Here is a 17,488-nt window from a genome sequence, read left to right as displayed (position 1 = left end):
GCCTTAGCGGGCTGCAGAGCCTTCAACGTAGTCCTGGTCCTGCTGCTGCCAGGAGAACAGGGAGCGCAGCTCGCGGCCAACAGCCTCGATCGGGTGCGCCTCTGCCTTGGCACGCAGTTCCTTGAATTCGGCCCCGCCGTTGTCCTGGTCCTCAATGAAGCGCTTGGCGAAGGCACCGTTCTGGATGTCGGCGAGGACAGCCTTCATGTTTTCCTTCACCTCGGGGGTGATGACGCGCGGGCCGGAGACGTAGTCGCCGTACTCTGCGGTATCGGAAACGCTCCAGCGCTGCTTGGCGATGCCGCCTTCCCACATGAGGTCAACGATGAGTTTCAGCTCGTGAAGCACCTCGAAGTAGGCGATCTGCGGCTGGTAGCCGGCCTCGGTCAGGGTCTCGAAGCCGTACTGGACCAGCTGGGACACGCCGCCGCACAGGACGGACTGCTCGCCGAAGAGGTCCGTTTCGGTCTCTTCGGTGAAGGTGGTCTTGATGACACCGGCGCGGGTGCCGCCGATTGCCTTGGCGTAGGACTTGGCGAGTTCCCAAGCGGAACCGGAAGCGTCCTGCTCCACGGCGATGATGTCCGGGATACCGCGGCCTGCCTCGAACTCGCGGCGTACCGTGTGGCCCGGAGCCTTCGGGGCGATCAGGATGACGTCAACGCCCTCCGGAGCCTGGATGTAGCCGAAGCGGATGTTGAAGCCGTGGGCGAAGGCCAGTGCCTTGCCGGGGGTCAGCTTGTCCTTGATGGAGTCGTTGTAGATCGAGCGCTGGTGCTGGTCCGGTGCCAGGATCATGATGACGTCGGCCCATTCGGCGGCGTCGGCAACGTTCTTGACCGTGAAGCCTGCTTCCTCGGCCTTGGCGATCGACTTCGAGCCCTCTTTGAGGGCGATGGCAACCTCGACGCCGGAATCGCGCAGGTTCAGTGCGTGGGCGTGGCCCTGGGAGCCGTAGCCGACAATGGCAACCTTGCGACCCTGGATGATCGACAGGTCGGCGTCGTCGTCGTAGAACATTTCAGTCACTGGGGTGTCTCCTTTGAGTGGATTCTTTGTAGATGGTTGTCTGTGGTGCGGTATTGCCTGGGCGTTGCAATGCGGGAAAGGCTGTGCCTTAGGCGCTGCGCAAAGCCCTGTCACTCATGGAGCGGGATCCCCGTCCAACGGCCAAGGTGCCGGACTGCACAATTTCGCGGATGCCGAAGGGCTCCAGCACTGAAAGCAGCGCCGTGAGCTTTTCGGGGTGGCCGGTTGCTTCAATGACCACGGAGTCGGTGGAGACGTCAACCACTGAAGCGCGGAACAGGTCTGCAGCCTGGGTCACCTGCAGACGAGTTGCGGCATCCGCACGCACCTTGACCAGGATGTGGTCGCGCTGTACGGAAGATTCGGAAGTCAGTTCAACAATCTTGATCACGTTGACCAGCTTGTTCAACTGCTTGGTGACCTGTTCGATCAGGTCACCGTCGGCGTCGACGACGACGGTCATCCGGGACATGCCCGGGACTTCCGTCGGGCCGACGGCCAGGGAATTGATGTTGAAGGCCCGGCGCGCGAAGAGGCTCGCGACTCGGGTCAGCACACCGGGTTTGTCTTCGACCAGAACGGACAGCGTGTGGCGGGTCATGATCAGTCCTCCTCTTCCCATTCCGGGGTCATGTTGCGGGCAACCTGGATCTGGTCGTTGCTGACCCCGGCGGGCACCATCGGCCACACCATGGAGTTGGGGCTGACAACGAAGTCAATGACCACGGGGCGGTCGTTGATTTCCAGTGCCTTCTGGATGGTGGCGTCGATGTCCTCATCGCGTTCGCAGCGGAAGGAGGCGCAGCCGTAGGCCTCGCCCAGCTTGACGAAGTCCGGGATGCGGACGGTGTCGTGGCCGGTGTTCAGGTCGGTGTTCGAGTAGCGCCCTTCGTAGAAGAGCGTCTGCCACTGCCGCACCATGCCCAGCGAGGAGTTGTTGATAACGGCAACCTTGATGGGAATCTTGTTGATGGCGCAGGTGGCCAGTTCCTGGTTGGTCATCTGGAAGCAGCCGTCGCCGTCGATGGCCCAGACCACGCGGTCCGGCTCCCCCACCTTGGCGCCCATTGCGGCCGGAACGGCGTAGCCCATGGTGCCGGCGCCGCCGGAGTTCAGCCAGGCGTGAGGACGCTCGTACTTGATGAACTGCGCGGCCCACATCTGGTGCTGGCCCACCCCGGCAACGTAGATGCCCTCGGGGCCGGTGAGGGCGCCGATGCGCTCGATGACACGCTGCGGTGCGCTGAGTCCGTCTTCGGGCTCGGTCCATCCCAGCGGATAGGTGTCCTTGAGGTTGTTCAGGAAGGCCCACCAGCTGGTCAGGTCCGGCGTGCCCGCGGCCGTGAACTGGGTACGCACGGCTTCGGTCAGTTCCGGAATGATTTCCTTGACCGATCCGACGATCGGGACGTCCGCCGTGCGGTTCTTGGAAATCTCGGCGGGGTCGATGTCGGCGTGGATCACCTTGGCGTTGGGCGCGAACGTCTTCAGGATGCCGGTGACGCGGTCATCAAACCGGGCTCCCAGCGTGATGAGGAGGTCCGACTGCTGCAGCGCCGTCACCGCGGACACCGTGCCGTGCATGCCGGGCATGCCGACGTGCTGCGGGTGCGAGTCCGGGAAGACGCCGCGGGCCATCAGCGTGGTCACCACGGGCGCACCGGTCACTTCCGCCAGCTCACGGAGCTCGGCCGCGGCGTGGGCCTTGACCACACCGCCGCCGACGTACAGCACGGGCTTGCTGGCGGCGGCGATCAGCTTGGCGGCCTCCCGGACCTGCTTGTTGTGGCCGCGGACCACGGGCCGGTAGCCGGGCAGGTCGATCTTCGGCGGCCAGGAGAACGTCATCTGTCCCTGCTGGGCGTCCTTGGCAACATCAACAAGGACAGGACCCGGACGGCCCGTCGAGGCGAGGTGGAATGCCTCGGCCATGACGTGCGGGATGTCGTTGGGGTCCGTCACCAGGAACGAGTGCTTGGTGATGGGCATGGTGATGCCCACGATGTCGGCTTCCTGAAAGGCGTCGGTGCCGATCACTCCGCTGGAGACCTGGCCGGTGATGGCCACGAGCGGAACGGAGTCCATGTGCGCATCCATGATGGCGGTGACGAGGTTGGTGGCACCGGGGCCCGAGGTGGCGATACAGACGCCCACCCGCCCGGTAACCATGGCGTAGCCTTGCGCGGCGTGGCCGGCTCCCTGCTCGTGACGGACCAGAACGTGGTTCATTTTGGAGGCCATCAGAGGGTCATAGGTGGGCAGGATCGCGCCACCGGGCAAACCGAAAATATCGTCGACGCCGAGTTCTTCGAGCGAACGGACAATTGCTTGCGAGCCGGTCATCACCGTCGGGGGTACGACGTTGTTCGGCCCAAGTACGGGAGAGGCGGTTGCAGCAGTGTCGACGCCGACGGCGGTTTCAGCCGTCCGGTCGGCGCGTTCCGGAGCCTTGGGGGCTCCAGCGGACTTAGTAGCCATCAGCGAGGGGCTGATCGGCGATCCTTTGCTCATCGGACTCTTCCTTAGTGGATCTTGGATTGGGCGGTGCTGGGTGAAGCTGAACGTGCTGCCACGCTGGAAAATAAAAAAACCCCTCAGCCTGGCGGCTCTTCGAGGGGTTGCGCGTGACGGTTCGTTACCAGTCGGGCTATTGAGCCACGCGCTTGGTAAGGACGACGACGGCGCCGGCGGTAACGAATGCGATCATGCGTTCAGTTTTCCCTCTTGGTCAGATGCGTGTCAACGAGCACGGCCCGCGTCTCACCATATGGACTTCATTGTCCACGAATCGGATAATGCCGTTCACCCAACTGAGTAGCAGCAGGTGTCGCTATGACGGCTCAAAACGACGCCTGCTGCTACCTAGTTGGGCTGGCCGGAACCGATTAACCGCAGTATGCGCCAGTGGAGGCGCTGTGCACCAGCTTGGCGTACTTGGCCAGCACGCCCTTGGTGAACTTGGCCGGCAGCGGCTCCCAGCCGATCTTGCGGGACTCGAGCTCGGCGTCGTCGACCAGGAGGTCGAAGGTGCGGGCCGCAATGTCCACGCGGATGCGGTCACCGTCCTTGACGAAGGCGATGGGGCCGCCGTCGACGGCCTCGGGAGCAACGTGGCCGATGCACAGCCCGGTGGTTCCGCCGGAGAAGCGCCCGTCGGTGAGCAGGAGGACGTCCTTGCCCAGGCCGGCGCCCTTGATGGCACCGGTGATCGCGAGCATCTCCCGCATGCCCGGGCCGCCCTTGGGTCCTTCGTAGCGGATGACTACGACGTCGCCGGCCTTGATCTCGCCGTTGTCCAGTGCGTCCAGGGCGCCCTGTTCGCGCTCGAAGACGCGTGCGGTGCCCTCGAAGACGTCGGCATCGAAACCGGCGCTCTTCACGACGGCGCCTTCCGGAGCCATCGAACCATGCAGGATGGTGATGCCGCCGGTCTTGTGGATCGGGTTGTCCAGGGCGCGGAGGATCTTGCCGTCCAGATCCGGCGGGTTGATCGCCGCGAGGTTCTCGGCAACCGTCTTGCCGGTGACGGTAAGGCAGTCGCCGTGCAGCAGACCGGCGTCGAGCAGTGCGCGCATGATGACCGGAACGCCGCCGATCTTGTCGACGTCGGTCATCACGTAGCGGCCGAACGGCTTCAGGTCGCCGAGGTGCGGGATCCTGTCGCCGATGCGGTTGAAGTCATCGAGCGTCAGCTCAACTTCGGCTTCGCGGGCGATCGCGAGCAGGTGCAGCACGGCGTTGGTGGAGCCGCCGAATGCCATGGTCACGGCGATGGCGTTCTCGAACGCCTTCTTGGTCATGATGTCGCGGGCAGTGATGCCGAGGCGCAGCAGGTTGACCACCGCTTCGCCGGACTTGCGGGCGAACTCGTCGCGGCGGCGGTCTGCCGACGGCGGGGCGGCCGAGCCGGGCAGGGACATGCCCAGCGCCTCGCCGATGCAGGCCATGGTGTTGGCCGTGTACATGCCGCCGCAGGCGCCTTCGCCGGGGCAGATGGCCTTTTCGATGCGGGTCAGGTCTTCGAGGCTCATCTTGCCGGCGGCGCAGGCGCCCACGGCTTCGAAGGCGTCGATGAGGGTGACTTCCTTCTCGGAGCCGTCCTCGAGCTTGACCCAGCCGGGCATGATGGAGCCGGCGTAGAGGAACACGCTCGCGAGGTCCAGGCGCGCGGCCGCCATCAGCATGCCGGGCAGGGACTTGTCGCAGCCGGCCAGGAGCACGGAGCCGTCGATGCGCTCGGCCTGCATCACGGTCTCGACGGAGTCTGCAATGACTTCACGCGAGACCAGGGAGAAGTGCATGCCCTCGTGGCCCATGGAGATACCGTCGGAGACGGAAATGGTGCCGAACTGCATCGGGAATCCGCCGCCGGCGTGGACGCCTTCCTTGGCGCCCTGTGCCAGCCGGTTCAGGGAAAGGTTGCAGGGGGTGATTTCGTTCCAGGAGCTCGCGACGCCGATCTGCGGCTTGGCGAAGTCGTCATCACCCATGCCGACGGCCCTGAACATCCCGCGTGCCGGAGCCGCATGGATGCCGTCTGTGACAACCCGGCTCCGGGGTTTGATGTCAGGCTTGTTGTCGGTTGCGATCTGGGTGTCCTCACTCATGGGTCAAAGTCTATGACTCCGGCGAGGGGGCCAACGACAGGGACCGGCCCGTTAAGCGGAAATCCACGAATATTTCGATCAGATAGTGGACTCTTGTCTCATATAGTGGACGGAGGCTCGGGATTGCCTCGTTTTCGTGGCCGGGATCACTTCCGTTCCAGGCTGTCCGTCAGGCATCTGGCCTCCTCGGTCAGCATGCCCAGGACCTGCTGGATGGTGGACCGCGCCGCCACCTCCGGCCGTGCGAGCGCCACGATACTGCGGCGCGCAGTTACTCCGGTCAGCGGGCGGAGGACGAAGCCGTGCCCCTGGTTTCCGAGTGAGGTGTAGCGCGGGAGCAGCGAGAGCCCGTGACCCGAACTGACGAGGGCCTCCAGCACACGCAGATCGGCGAAGAGCTGGGCGCGTACGGCGGTGGCGCCCGCCTGTGCCTCGATCTGCTGCAGGACGGTGTCGAAGGGGAACCCTTCGGGGACTCCCATCCAGGGAAAGCCGACAACGTCCCGGGCCGTCAGGCTCGCCTTGGCGGCCAGGACATGACCGGCCGGAACAGCCACGTCCAGCGGCTCGTTCAGCAGCGGCACCACCACCAGCCCGCGCCGCCCGAAGACATCGGGCCCGTCGACGCTGTGGGCCAGGACGATGTCATAGTCCGCGGCGAGGCCGGCGAAGCCCGCCACCATGGGATCCTCCAGGTGCGCCTCGAAGTGCAGCCCGTCAATGGCTTTCACGCGGTGCAGCAGCCCGGGCAGCAGCATTTCGGCGGCACTCGGGAAGAAAGCGGCCTTGACCTGGGTCTGCCAGCCCCGCCGGTACGTATCAACCGTCGCCTCGGCACGCGCCATCGCGACGGCGACTTCCGCCGCCGCGCGCGCCATTGCCGCGCCGGCCTCCGTGAGCCTCACGCCCCGGCCGGACTTCTCCACCAGCACGACACCCAGTTCGTCCTGCAGGGTCTTCAGCTGTTGCGAAACGGCGGACGGTGTGACGCCCAGCGCCTCGGCCGTGGCACCCACCGATCCGCGGTCGGCCAATTCCCTGAGTATGCGGAGCCGCTTGAAGTCCATGAAGCGAGGCTACGTCACGGAGGGAGGACTCTTGAATGCTGCTTATCCATGCCGACCGGCGGGCGCCAGGGCATTGACAAACCTAGACAGTGGTATTGACAGCGACGTACCGTCAAGCAACGGCAACCTCGCCTCGTGGACAGAAGGGCTTTGCTATGGAGTGGATCATCTGGGTCATCATCATCGTATTGATCATCGCCGTCGTCTGGTGGCTGCTGAACCGCAATTCGGGCAAGACGGCGGCAGCCCAGGATTCGGCCCGCACTGACCAGGTGACTTCCCCGGCTTCCACCGGCACCCAGGCTGACGTGACGGCTTCCGTACGCCCGCAGCCCGGCGGTGCCGCCGAGTCCGCCGCCGCAGCGTCGGCTGCCGCGGCCACCACCGGCATAGCCGCCGGCTCCGGCCGCGCGACTGAGCCGGACGCCGGCACCGCAGCGGCCGAAGCACCGGCACGGCAGGGTTCCCCCGTGGCATCCCAGACCGAGCCTGAGGACCTTGAGCCGGACATCGAATCGTGGGACGCCGCCACTCCGCGCCCCTCGGCAGACGAACCGGACGCCGGTGCGTCCGGTTCTGCTACGGCAGGACAGGCACCCGCCGCTGCGGCAGCTGACGCATGGGACAGCCCGTCCCCGGCTGCCGGCCACTCCCCCGGCGGCGACGTCGATGATTGGGATGATGACGAGGACAAAGCCGAATGGGATGCCCAGTGGTCCGACGCCGGGAGCGCACCGGACGCGGCGACGGGAGCCGGCGGCTCTGCGGCGGCAACGACGCGGCCAACCAGCGGGACGACAGCGGCAGCGGCCGAATCCAGCACGGCCGCCCGGCCCGCCTCGCCGGTGCACCACGCCGAGTACACGGAACCGCACTCCCCCACGCTGCCGGGGGCCGAATCGGCTGCGGCCGAGGCGTTCGACGCGGAGGCGGAAACCCAGCAGCGGATGGCTTCTTCCGCCGCCACGGAGGCCGCAGCGAGCCATGCGGCCGAGCCGTCCGGCCACGCGGCCGAGGATACAGGCGGCGCCCCGGGCCTGGATCAGGAGCCGGCCCTCGGCACGGAGCGGGTCCCGGGCGGGGAACCGGGCCGGCCCTACGGCGAAGGATCGGCCGCACCATCGGCGGACGGCAGCGTTCCGGAGGGCTACGTCGTCAAGGGCGACGTCGGCTCGATGACTTACTACGACGAAGACAGTTCCGGTTATGAGGATGCCAGGGCGGAAGTGTGGTTCCTGACTGCGGCACATGCCGAAGCTGCCGGCTTCCGGGCACCGCGCCGGTCGCGGCGCTAACGACGCGGCGCTGACTTAGCGCGGCTAACGACTGACGGAGGTGCCGTGGTGGCCAGACGGACAGCGACGACGGTCACCACCAACACGGCGGAGTAAGAGTGACAGCGGCAGGAGCGAGAAGGACCGAAGGCGGCCGGGGCGGCGCCCGGAGTGCCGCCGCGCCGGGCGGCCGGGCGCCCGTCGTCCGGCGCCCGGCTCCGTCCAGGCGAGCCGCCGCCACAGCGTTGGCAGTGGCATCGGCGCTCCTGCTGGCGGGCTGCACGGGTGACGGCGGCGGAGCACCGACAGCCAGCAACCCCGGCGCGCCGGCTTCAACCACCCCGGGCAGCGGGACCGGCCCGGGCGGGAGCGCATCAGCCAGCCCCGGCGCGGCCACCTCCAGCGCACCGGCGGCACCGGTGGCACCGGTGGTCCGGAGCAGGATTGACGGCCTGCAACTGCCCTGGTCAATGGTGTTCCTGCCCGACGGGACCGCCGTGATATCGGAACGGGACTCCGCCTTGCTCAAGTCCGTGAAAGGCGGCGAAATCCGCACCGTCGGCAAGGTCCCGGACGTAGTTCCCGGCGGCGAGGGCGGCTTGTTGGGCCTCGCTTTGTCGCCGGACTTCGCGTCAGACCGGCTCCTGTACTTCTACTTCACCGCGGCCGGTGACAACCGGATTGCCCGGGTGCGGCTCGACGAAGCGGGGACGGGGGCGGACCCCGGGCTCAGGCTGGGTGCCCCCGACGTCATCTTCTCCGGGATTCCGAAGGCCACAACACATAACGGCGGCAGGCTCCGCTTTGGCCCTGATGGTTTCCTCTATGTGGGGACCGGCGACTCCCAGCGGCGGGAACAGCCCCAGGACCGGAATGCGCTGGGCGGGAAAATCCTGCGCCTTACCCGGGACGGCGAGGCCGCGCCGGGAAACCCGCTCCCCGGAAATCCCGTGTACAGCCTGGGGCACCGGAATGTGCAGGGGCTGGCATGGGACAGCGGGGGCAGGCTGTGGGCCAGCGAGTTCGGTCCCGACGTCAATGATGAACTCAACCTGATCCAGGCCGGAGGTAACTACGGCTGGCCGGAGGTTACCGGCGCACCGCACCGGGAGGGATTCATCGACGCAAAGGTTGTCTGGCCGTCCACGGCCGAGTCATCCCCCAGCGGACTGGAGATCGTGGGCGGCACGGCCTATCTGGGCGCGCTCCGGGGCCAGCGAATCTGGGCCGTTCCGCTCCAAGGTGAAAACGCCGGCGCCCCTGTGGGCTATTTCACACGGCAGTACGGCCGTATCCGAAGCGTTTCACTCGCCCCGAGCGGGGAATTGTGGGCTCTGAGCAACAATGAAAACCCTGATTTCGTGCTGATTTTGGGCCTTCCGAACTGACGTGCGGGACCTCCCGCCGGCCCGATTTCACACTGGCCAAAAGTTCGTGTAGAGTTTCATGTCGTTGCGGAGATCAACGAGGGAAAGAAAAGCCCACGATTGAACGAAACAGCAGATGCACCTCTAGCTCAATTGGCAGAGCAATTGACTCTTAATCAATGGGTTCCGGGTTCAAGTCCCGGGGGGTGCACAGGTGAGAAACCCCGTCTTCATAGGCCACAAGCCGTGAAGGCGGGGTTTCGTTTTGCCCTCGAATATCGTGATGTGCCAGACCCGATGCGCACGGCCGATGCGGGAGCGTCTGCTTACAATCGAACGTCATCAACTACTGAGGGAACCAATGAAGAAACTCACCACCGCCCTGCTCACCGCCGGCCTGCTCCTCTCCGCTTCGGCCTGCGCATCACCCCAGCTGACCACCGCGGAAACCTGCGACCGGATCAAGATCGTGGTGTCGAACCCCACGAACAGTCTGGGCAAGACAGGAATGACGCGACTTGCAAACCAGATCCGGCCCATCCATGCCGTGGCCTCGGATGACCTGAAGCCGGCGCTGCAGGCGATCCTGGATTACACGGACGAGTCCGTCAAGGAGAGCCCGGACGCCGGAAAGCTGACCGCCCTGAAGGCAGACTACGAGCAGGCCGGCAGCACCTACACCAAGTTCTGCAGCTAAGGGCTGCACGTGCGGGCTGCAACTGCAGCCTGAGACTGCGGCCACGGATAGGATCTCCGAAGCCGTGGATCCCGACGTTGATGAGCCTCGTCCGGTAGTACCGGACGAGGCTCAACTTGTTGGCTGGCAAACGCCCCATGAACAGTCCGCCAAGACATCCCGAACACCGGCGTTTGGGCCCGTCCGACGGGAACGTGCGCGGCTAGGGTCACAGCATGAAAATCCCCAACAAGCGCCTCAGCAGGGCTGCCATCGCAGCCCTGACCCTCGGCCGGCAAACTCCAGGCCGTCGGCATCCCGGCGCGCGTTGAACACGTTCAGTCCCCTCAGCTGGCAGACTCCGGCGGTGACCTGGGTTTCAGGGTTCGAGCCGGACAGTTCGCGTCGAAGGCCGATGCCGCACCAGCAGTCGCGCAGATCAAAGCGGCAGGCTACCGGGATGCCGCGGGAGGAGTTGACCGCTGGACGGTGCCGTGTTCATCCAGCACGGCCTCCATGCCGGGGCCGGACGGAGTGGAGGGCCCGAAGTCGTGGGTAAAGGCGACGATCTCATCGGGATCGGTTCCCTCCCCACGGTCGGCGCACGACTGGACCTCGATGCAGAACTCGTCAACGAGGACGGCAAGGCGCTGAAGGCCGGCTCCTCGACGGACGTTGTCAACGGAGGTCCCGTCCTGATGACCAACGGCGTCGAGAACATCACCGCAAAACGGGATGGCATGGTCCACCAAGGCGAGAGCAACAGCTTCTATTACGGCTGGGTCCACAAACGCAACCTCCGGACCATTGCCGGCGTCGATACCCAGGGGCGCCCCCTGCTGGTCACCGCCGACGGACGCCAGACCACAGCGCTCGGGCTCAGCATCAAGGAATCAGCGGATGTGGCCCGGTCCCTCGGAATGGTGGACGCCATCAATCTCGACGGCGGCGGCTCCACCACCATGGTGGTCAACGGCCAGGTGGTCAACTCGCCCTCCGACGCGGCCGGCCAACGGCCGGTCGGCGATGCCCTTCTGGTACTTCCCCGCCGGAGGGACTAGCGCTGTTCGTTTTCCGTTGCGGTCCGCTCGTGACCGGCAGGCTCTCCGGCCCAGGGCGGCTTCGGCGACCATTTGCCGGCCGCAGCGGTGGAGATGAAGTAAAACGCGATGACGACGCCGGTGACCGTCGTCAGCGAGGCAAGAAGCTGGTCCGGGAGGAGATCCCGGGTGGGTCCCGGCGCGAAGAAGGTGGCCCACGAAACCAGCACCAGGTAGAGGAGAACAACAGTCGCAGTAATGGCGTCGCGCATCGCCTCGGCCGGCGGAAGCTTCCGGTCGTCCCGCTGGTGGATCCAGATGCCATAGAAGGTGATCAGGATGAGCAGGCCCGCGCCGAGCATGTAGCCCAGATCCTGGAAGAGCCACGTTTGCCTGCCTTGGGTGGCGAGCTTGTAGGTCACGTTCTCTGCGATCGGCGCGAGCGACACCACGATGAAATCAGGGAGGATGACACGGCGTACGAGGGGGTTCCGGTTCGGGCGTCGTCCGGAGTTGGGGCCGCTGCCGGCAGTTTGGTCTTCAGGCATGACTTGTCCGCCCATCTCCAGGACTCACGATATGTGGTCAGTCTCGCCCTCCCCTGACGTGGCGTCAACCGGGGCAACTGGGCAAGGGGGAGGCGGCCGAAGCGGTTCAGTCGAAGGAGCGGGCCTCGACCGGGAGCCCGGAGTCGCCGCTCGCCACGATGGCGGTGGTCGCGGGGGACGCGAACCGGGTGGCGAGTTCCCGGACCACGGCCTGAAGTTCCTGCCGGAGGACGTCCGGATCGATGGACGCTGCGGCAAGCACGGACCGCTCCATGTCGGCTGCGGCGGCCACTGCCTCGGTGCCCCGATCAGTCAGTGAAACGACGTGGCTGCGGCGGTCAGAGGTGCTGCGCTGGCGCACGATGTGTCCGTGTGCTTCGAGCCGGCTGAGCGTTTTGCCCATGGTCTGGGCCTGAACGCGCACCAGCTGGGCCAGCTGGGCCTGCGTCATGGGACCGTTGTTGTAGAGAACCTCGATGGCAATCACACCGGCGTGGGTGAGGCCGATTGCACCCAATTTTTCGTTCCAGGAGTGCTCGACGAGACGTGCCGCTGTGGACAAGAGGCGCCCGGTGGGCCAGCGATCCATATCAGGCATAGAAACAAGTATAGCCAAGTGTGGATTAGTGCCCGCCCACATGCCTTACTAAGCTTAAATGTCCCGCACGCAAACAAGGAGAATACTTTGGCTGAAAGACTTAACGCGGGCGACGCCGCACCCGCCTTTACCCTGAAGGACTCGGCCGGAGCCGACGTCAGCCTCAGCGACTACCGGGGCCGGAACACCATCATTTACTTCTATCCGGCCGCCGCCACACCCGGATGCACCAAGCAGGCGTGCGACTTCCGGGACAGCCTCGCATCGCTGCAGTCCGCGGGCTACGACGTCCTGGGAATCTCGCCCGACCCCGTCAGCAAGCTGGCGTCATTTGCTGAATCCGAAGGTCTCACCTTCCCCCTCCTGTCCGACGAAAGCCATGCAGTGGCCGAGGCCTACGCTGCGTGGGGCGAGAAGAAGAACTACGGGCGCACCTACGACGGCCTCATCCGTTCGACCGTTGTGGTGGATCCGGACGGCAAGGTGGCCGTGGCCCAGTACAACGTCCGGGCTACGGGCCATGTTGCGAAGCTGCGCAAGGACCTCAAGCTGGCATAAGCCGGCTCCTGAACCCGCCGGCGAAGCCTGCTGAAGGCCCGGTCGGCTAACGGTACAATGGAGGCTGGCATCCGCCGTCGTACGTTTTTTGCCCGTTACAAGAGGGCAGAAGGCGCCGGGCGGAGCCGCGCGCGAGTGGTGAAATTGGCAGACACGCAGGATTTAGGTTCCTGTGCCTTCGGGCGTGGGGGTTCAAGTCCCCCCTTGCGCACCAGGCAATACGGCAGTGCAGACGAATACTGCACAGCACGGAATCCCGGGCCACCAGGCCCGGGATTCCGGCGTTTAAGCAGCGGTTCCTCCCGCGCGGCGGAACTGAAACAGGGCCGCACAAAAAAGTTTTTCCGGGTCACCCATCCACTGCCGCCCAGTGGCCGAATACCCATTGAGACACCAACCAAGGGTCGGTGCCCGCAGTCGGAATAGGGCCAATGGACGGGGACGGAAACGTTCTCCGCAGGCAATGATCGGCACAACCAAGGAGAATCGAAATGCAGTCTTTCAAGCGCACAACTTTCACCGTTGCAGGTGTTGCAGCCGCAGCACTGCTCAGCCTGACCGCGTGCGGCGGTTCGGCCACGACGGCGACCAGCTCCTCTGCTGCAGCTGAGCCGTCCGCCTCCAGCATGGCGCCGTCGCCGTCGGAAACCTCCGCGGCAGCCATGGATCCCGCGGCCAACCTCGTAGGCCCCGGCTGCGCCGGATACGCGCAGAAGGTACCCAGCGGTGCAGGTTCGGTCTCGGGCATGGCCCTGGACCCGGTGGCAGTGGCCGCCTCCAACAACCCGCTCCTGAAGACGCTCACCGCCGCTGTTTCGGGCAAGCTCAACCCGAAGGTTGACCTCGTGGACACGCTGAACGGCAGCGAGTTCACCGTCTTCGCACCGGTGGACGACGCCTTCGCCAAGATCGACGCCGCCACGATCGAAACGCTCAAGAAGGATGACGCCCTGCTGAGCAAGATCCTCACCTACCACGTTGTCCCGGGCCAGATCACCCCCGACAAGATCGTCGGCACCCACAAGACGGTCCAGGGCGGTTCCGTGACCGTGACCGGCAGCAAGGATGCCCTCAAGGTTGACGGCGCCAACGTGATCTGCGGCGGCGTCAAGACGGCCAACGCCACTGTTTACCTGGTCGACTCGGTGCTGATGCCCAAGTAGTCCCTGCTGAGACTCCCGTCCGGGGAAGAACTGGGATTCCATCCGGCACAGGGAAAGCCGTGGCCCGCACCGGCTTAGGTGCGGGCCACGGCTTTGTCATGTCCGCCCGGGCCGGCGCGTCCGGACGCCACGGTCCGTCAGGAGGAGCCTGCCCGTCAACTAGAATGAGGGTCGGGGCCAGCAGACCGCAGCCGCCCACGCGCAGCCCAGCAGTCCAGCAGCCCAGAGGTGATAAATCCAGTGCCCAGCAGTATGTCGCGCCGTACGGCCATCAAAACCGGTGCCGTCCTTCTGGGCTTAACGCTCACTTCCTGCACCGGCGAGCCGGACCCGGCGCCCTCCTCCGCCGCAGTCAGCACCACCCCCACGCCCACCGGCCCGTCGGCGACTTTCGCGTTCGGTACGGCTTCCCAGCCCCTGGGCCTGGACCCGGCCCTGGCGAACGACGTTGAGTCCCAGCGGGTTACCCGCCAGGTCCTTGAGGGACTCGTCGGCGTCGACCAGACCACGGGCGAACCCACGCCGCTGCTCGCCACCGAATGGACAGAGTCCGCGGACGGACGCTCCTATACCTTTACGCTGCGCCCCGGCATCACGTTCCACGACGGTTCCCCGTTCAACGCCCAGGCCGTCTGCACCAACTTTGAGCGCTGGTTCCACTTCTCCGAAGCCATCCGGAAGCAGGCTGCGGGAACCACCTTCAAGGGCGTCTTCAAGGAACACTCCGATCAAGCCAGCCTCTCCGTCTTCAGGGCCTGCACGGCGTTGTCGCCCCGGCTGGTGCGGATCGACCTCACCGAGCGCTTCACGGGATTCCTGCAGGCCCTGACCCTGCCCGCGTTCGCCATCTCCTCCCCCAAGGCACTGGCAACCGGACGGGCCGACGTCCTGAACCTCCGCCGGGGCAGCCAGGTCCTTTCCGCCTACGCCACCCACCCCGTGGGCACCGGACCGTTCCGCTTCTCCGCCTGGGACAGCACCAGCGTCACCCTCGTCACCAACAAGGACTACTGGGGCGACCGCGGGCAGATCGGCACCATCCACTTCATTACCTACGACCACCCGCAGACCCGCCTCCAGGCCCTGATCGACGGCAAGATCGACGGCTACGACGCAGTGACCGTGGGCAACTTCGACCAGCTCGTCAAGCGCGGAAAACAGATCATCCAGCGCGACCCCTTCTCGGTGATGTACCTGGGCATGAACCAGGCGGTTCCCGTCCTGGCGGACCTGAAGGTCAGGCAGGCAGTCGAGCTGGCCATCGACAAAGACACCCTCATCCGGCGCTTCTTCATCGACAACACAACCCAGGCCTCGCAGTTCGTGCCGCCGAAGCTGAGCGGGTTCAACAACAACGCGCCGGCACTGGGCCACGACCCCGACAAGGCCAAGGACCTGCTGGCGGAGGCAGGCTACAAGGGCGCGCCGCTCAAGTTCTACTACCCCATGAACGTGACCCGGCCGTATCTGCCCACACCCGAGAAGGTCTTTGCCGAGATCAGCCGGCAGCTCACGGCCGTGGGCTTTAATATCAGGCCGGTTCCCGTCGACTGGTCGGACGGCTACCTGCAGAAGGTCCAGTCCCCCGGCGACCACGCCTTCCACCTGCTGGGCTGGAACGGCTCCTACGCGGACGCGGACAACTTCCTGACGCCGCTGTTCGGCGAGAAGAACGGCGAGTTCGGATACCAGGACGCCCAGGTCTTCTCCAAGATCGACCGGGCCCGCGGCCTGCCCGACGGCAAGGACCGCACCGAGCAGTACCAGACCATCAATGCCCAGATCGCAGCGACGGTTCCGGCCGTCCCCATCGCGTTCCCCATTTCGGCGCTGGCACTCTCCGACCGCGTCCTCAGCTATCCCGCCTCGCCGGTATTAAATGAAGTTTTCACTAAGGTCCAGCTAAGGCCTTGACGGGCGGGACCAATTTCAGTTAGTGGGCGGTGCAGGGATATTCTGTGACAGCCAGAGCCGCTGCTATCGGAGACTGATTGTGACCTTCATTTCCAAGACCCAACATGCCGACGTCGTCCTGATTGGCGGCGGCATCATGAGCGCCACGCTGGGTGCGTTCATCAAGCAGCTCGAACCCAACTGGACTGTTTCCCTCTTTGAGCGCCTTGACGAGGCCGGCCTCGAAAGCTCCGGACCGTGGAACAACGCCGGCACCGGGCATGCCGCACTGTGTGAGCTTAATTACTCCCCCGCAGCCAAAGACGGCTCGGTGGACCCCTCCAAGGCCCTGCACATCAACGAGCAGTTCCAGCTGTCCCGCCAGTTCTGGTCCCACCTGGTGACCAACTCCCTGATCGGGTCGCCCAAGGGCTTCATCAACACCGTCCCGCACATGAGTTTCGTCATCGGGCAGGACAACTCCAACTTCCTCAAGACGCGTTTTGACGCGCTCAAGCAGCACCCACTGTTCCACAGCATGGAATACTCCGAGGACTTCGCCCAGATCGGCAAGTGGGCTCCGCTCATCGTCAAGGGCCGCGACCCCAAGGAGCGCATCGCCGCGACGCGCGCCGCGGAGGGCACCGACGTCGACTTCGGGGCGCTGACCCGTGAGCTGACCACGTACCTTGGCAACAACGGCGTCGAGATCAACTACGGCCATGACGTCACCGACGTCAAGCGGGCCTCCGACGGCGGCTGGGACCTTTCGCTCAAGCACCCGGCGTCCGGGGAACGCGGCAGCATCCGCGCCAAATTCGTGTTCGTCGGGGCCGGCGGCGGCGCACTCCGCCTGCTGCAGGCGTCCGGAATTCCGGAGAGCAAGGGCTACGGCGGGTTCCCCGTCTCGGGCCAGTTCTTCCGCTGCACGGACCCGGCCCTCGCTTCCCAGCACAACGCCAAGGTCTACGGCCAGGCGTCGGTCGGCGCGCCCCCCATGTCCGTTCCCCACCTGGACACCCGCTACGTCGGCGGCAAGCGCTCGCTCCTGTTCGGCCCGTACGCCGGGTTCTCCACGAACTTCCTGAAGACCAGCAGCTACCTCGACCTCCCGCTGTCCATCCGCCCCGGCAACATCATTCCGATGCTGGCCGTGGCCAAGGACAACATGGACCTCACCGCGTACCTGGTCAAGGAAGTGGCCAAGCGCCACCGGGACAAGGTTGAGGCACTCCGCGAGTACTACCCCGAAGCCAAGGACGGCGACTGGGAACTTATCACCGCGGGACAGCGTGTGCAGATCATCAAGAAGGATCCGAAGAAGGGCGGTGTCCTGCAGTTCGGCACCGAGGTGATCGCCGCCCGCGACGGCTCCATCGGCGCCCTCCTCGGCGCGTCGCCGGGCGCTTCCACCGCAGTGCCTATCATGATCGAGGTGCTGCAGAAGTCCTTCCCCAAGAACTTCAAGGGCTGGCAGTCCAAGCTCAAGGAAATGATGCCCGGCTACGGCGTCAAGCTCAATGACAACCCTGAGCTGGCCTCGGAGCTTGAAAAGGCAACGGCCAAGGCCCTCCAGCTGGAAGCTTCGCCGGCCGTCAATCGCTAACACCCTGTCCGGGTTGCGGCAGGCTCCACCACAGGCAATAGTCCGTCGACCCACCAGGAGAC

At 65.5% G+C, this 17,488-nt stretch carries 15 protein-coding genes and 2 tRNA genes; 10 read left to right on the top strand and 7 right to left on the bottom strand.

Annotated features, from left to right (window positions below; translation table 11 throughout):
* Nucleotides 1–3: 3 nt before the first annotated feature.
* The 5 genes from ilvC to ABFP37_RS04960 all read right to left on the bottom strand — a co-directional run bounded on the left by ilvC (nucleotide 4) and on the right by ABFP37_RS04960 (nucleotide 6,703).
* The gene (gene ilvC / locus ABFP37_RS04980; RefSeq protein WP_347032908.1) at nucleotides 4–1,020 is read right to left on the bottom strand and encodes a ketol-acid reductoisomerase; all 1,017 of its coding nucleotides are present in this window, start codon (nucleotides 1,018–1,020) and stop codon (nucleotides 4–6) included.
* Between the two features lie 97 nt (nucleotides 1,021–1,117).
* Complete coding sequence (gene ilvN, locus ABFP37_RS04975; protein WP_028271611.1) at nucleotides 1,118–1,630, bottom strand: acetolactate synthase small subunit; 513 nt, start codon at nucleotides 1,628–1,630, stop codon at nucleotides 1,118–1,120.
* A gap of 2 nt (nucleotides 1,631–1,632) precedes the next feature.
* Entirely contained in the window at nucleotides 1,633–3,540 is a 1,908-nt protein-coding gene (locus ABFP37_RS04970) for an acetolactate synthase large subunit (protein WP_078026641.1), read from the bottom strand.
* Nucleotides 3,541–3,914: 374 nt separating this feature from the next.
* On the bottom strand, nucleotides 3,915–5,636 hold the full coding sequence (gene ilvD, locus ABFP37_RS04965; protein WP_078026642.1) for a dihydroxy-acid dehydratase: 1,722 nt from the start codon (nucleotides 5,634–5,636) through the stop codon (nucleotides 3,915–3,917).
* A gap of 146 nt (nucleotides 5,637–5,782) precedes the next feature.
* Nucleotides 5,783–6,703: a LysR family transcriptional regulator gene (locus tag ABFP37_RS04960; protein ID WP_078026643.1), complete on the bottom strand. Its 921-nt coding sequence runs from the start codon at nucleotides 6,701–6,703 to the stop codon at nucleotides 5,783–5,785.
* A 155-nt stretch (nucleotides 6,704–6,858) separates the two neighbouring features.
* Here ABFP37_RS04960 and ABFP37_RS04955 point away from each other — a divergent pair, with 155 nt between their 5' ends.
* From ABFP37_RS04955 to ABFP37_RS04935, 5 genes are all read left to right on the top strand, one after another.
* Nucleotides 6,859–7,998: a hypothetical protein gene (locus tag ABFP37_RS04955; protein WP_347032894.1), complete on the top strand. Its 1,140-nt coding sequence runs from the start codon at nucleotides 6,859–6,861 to the stop codon at nucleotides 7,996–7,998.
* Between the two features lie 98 nt (nucleotides 7,999–8,096).
* The gene (locus ABFP37_RS04950) at nucleotides 8,097–9,365 is read left to right on the top strand and encodes a PQQ-dependent sugar dehydrogenase (protein WP_347032893.1); all 1,269 of its coding nucleotides are present in this window, start codon (nucleotides 8,097–8,099) and stop codon (nucleotides 9,363–9,365) included.
* Nucleotides 9,366–9,482: 117 nt separating this feature from the next.
* Nucleotides 9,483–9,555, top strand: a tRNA-Lys gene (locus ABFP37_RS04945).
* 150 nt (nucleotides 9,556–9,705) lie between these two features.
* Nucleotides 9,706–10,041 carry a hypothetical protein gene (locus ABFP37_RS04940; protein ID WP_078026645.1) on the top strand — a complete coding sequence of 112 codons (336 nt, stop codon included), beginning with the start codon at nucleotides 9,706–9,708 and terminating at the stop codon, nucleotides 10,039–10,041.
* Nucleotides 10,042–10,514: 473 nt separating this feature from the next.
* Complete coding sequence (locus ABFP37_RS04935) at nucleotides 10,515–11,081, top strand: phosphodiester glycosidase family protein (RefSeq protein WP_347032892.1); 567 nt, start codon at nucleotides 10,515–10,517, stop codon at nucleotides 11,079–11,081.
* On the opposite strand, the gene ABFP37_RS04930 is transcribed toward ABFP37_RS04935, so the two are convergent.
* Nucleotides 11,078–11,608, bottom strand: coding sequence for a hypothetical protein (locus ABFP37_RS04930; protein ID WP_347032891.1), 531 nt, complete (start codon nucleotides 11,606–11,608; stop codon nucleotides 11,078–11,080). The genes ABFP37_RS04935 and ABFP37_RS04930 overlap by 4 nt on opposite strands.
* 106 nt (nucleotides 11,609–11,714) lie before the next feature.
* Nucleotides 11,715–12,206, bottom strand: a complete 492-nt coding sequence (locus ABFP37_RS04925; RefSeq protein WP_347032890.1) for a MarR family transcriptional regulator — start codon at nucleotides 12,204–12,206, stop codon at nucleotides 11,715–11,717.
* A gap of 87 nt (nucleotides 12,207–12,293) precedes the next feature.
* On the opposite strand from ABFP37_RS04925, the gene bcp reads away from it, so the two are divergent.
* The 5 genes from bcp (at nucleotide 12,294) to ABFP37_RS04900 (ending at nucleotide 17,426) form a co-directional block, all read left to right on the top strand.
* Nucleotides 12,294–12,764, top strand: coding sequence for a thioredoxin-dependent thiol peroxidase (gene bcp, locus ABFP37_RS04920; protein ID WP_347032889.1), 471 nt, complete (start codon nucleotides 12,294–12,296; stop codon nucleotides 12,762–12,764).
* Between the two features lie 129 nt (nucleotides 12,765–12,893).
* Nucleotides 12,894–12,978, top strand: a tRNA-Leu gene (locus ABFP37_RS04915).
* A 277-nt stretch (nucleotides 12,979–13,255) separates the two neighbouring features.
* Nucleotides 13,256–13,927 carry a fasciclin domain-containing protein gene (locus tag ABFP37_RS04910; RefSeq protein ID WP_078026649.1) on the top strand — a complete coding sequence of 224 codons (672 nt, stop codon included), beginning with the start codon at nucleotides 13,256–13,258 and terminating at the stop codon, nucleotides 13,925–13,927.
* 240 nt (nucleotides 13,928–14,167) lie between these two features.
* Nucleotides 14,168–15,841, top strand: a complete 1,674-nt coding sequence (locus tag ABFP37_RS04905; RefSeq protein WP_347032888.1) for an ABC transporter substrate-binding protein — start codon at nucleotides 14,168–14,170, stop codon at nucleotides 15,839–15,841.
* Nucleotides 15,842–15,920: 79 nt separating this feature from the next.
* On the top strand, nucleotides 15,921–17,426 hold the full coding sequence (locus ABFP37_RS04900; RefSeq protein WP_347032887.1) for a malate:quinone oxidoreductase: 1,506 nt from the start codon (nucleotides 15,921–15,923) through the stop codon (nucleotides 17,424–17,426).
* Nucleotides 17,427–17,488: the final 62 nt, after the last annotated feature.

The organism is Burkholderia sp. RS01, assembly GCF_039748055.1.
Taxonomy (GTDB): domain Bacteria; phylum Actinomycetota; class Actinomycetes; order Actinomycetales; family Micrococcaceae; genus Arthrobacter.
This window is presented reverse-complemented; position numbering and strand designations above follow the sequence as displayed.

Coding starts and splice junctions, on each gene's coding strand:
- ilvC (WP_347032908.1), bottom strand. CDS start 1,020: ATGTTCTACGACGACGACGCCGACCTGTCGATCATCCAGGGTCGCAAG.
- ilvN (WP_028271611.1), bottom strand. CDS start 1,630: ATGACCCGCCACACGCTGTCCGTTCTGGTCGAAGACAAACCCGGTGTG.
- ABFP37_RS04970 (WP_078026641.1), bottom strand. CDS start 3,540: ATGAGCAAAGGATCGCCGATCAGCCCCTCGCTGATGGCTACTAAGTCC.
- ilvD (WP_078026642.1), bottom strand. CDS start 5,636: ATGAGTGAGGACACCCAGATCGCAACCGACAACAAGCCTGACATCAAA.
- ABFP37_RS04960 (WP_078026643.1), bottom strand. CDS start 6,703: ATGGACTTCAAGCGGCTCCGCATACTCAGGGAATTGGCCGACCGCGGA.
- ABFP37_RS04955 (WP_347032894.1), top strand. CDS start 6,859: ATGGAGTGGATCATCTGGGTCATCATCATCGTATTGATCATCGCCGTC.
- ABFP37_RS04940 (WP_078026645.1), top strand. CDS start 9,706: ATGAAGAAACTCACCACCGCCCTGCTCACCGCCGGCCTGCTCCTCTCC.
- ABFP37_RS04930 (WP_347032891.1), bottom strand. CDS start 11,608: ATGCCTGAAGACCAAACTGCCGGCAGCGGCCCCAACTCCGGACGACGC.
- ABFP37_RS04925 (WP_347032890.1), bottom strand. CDS start 12,206: ATGCCTGATATGGATCGCTGGCCCACCGGGCGCCTCTTGTCCACAGCG.
- ABFP37_RS04910 (WP_078026649.1), top strand. CDS start 13,256: ATGCAGTCTTTCAAGCGCACAACTTTCACCGTTGCAGGTGTTGCAGCC.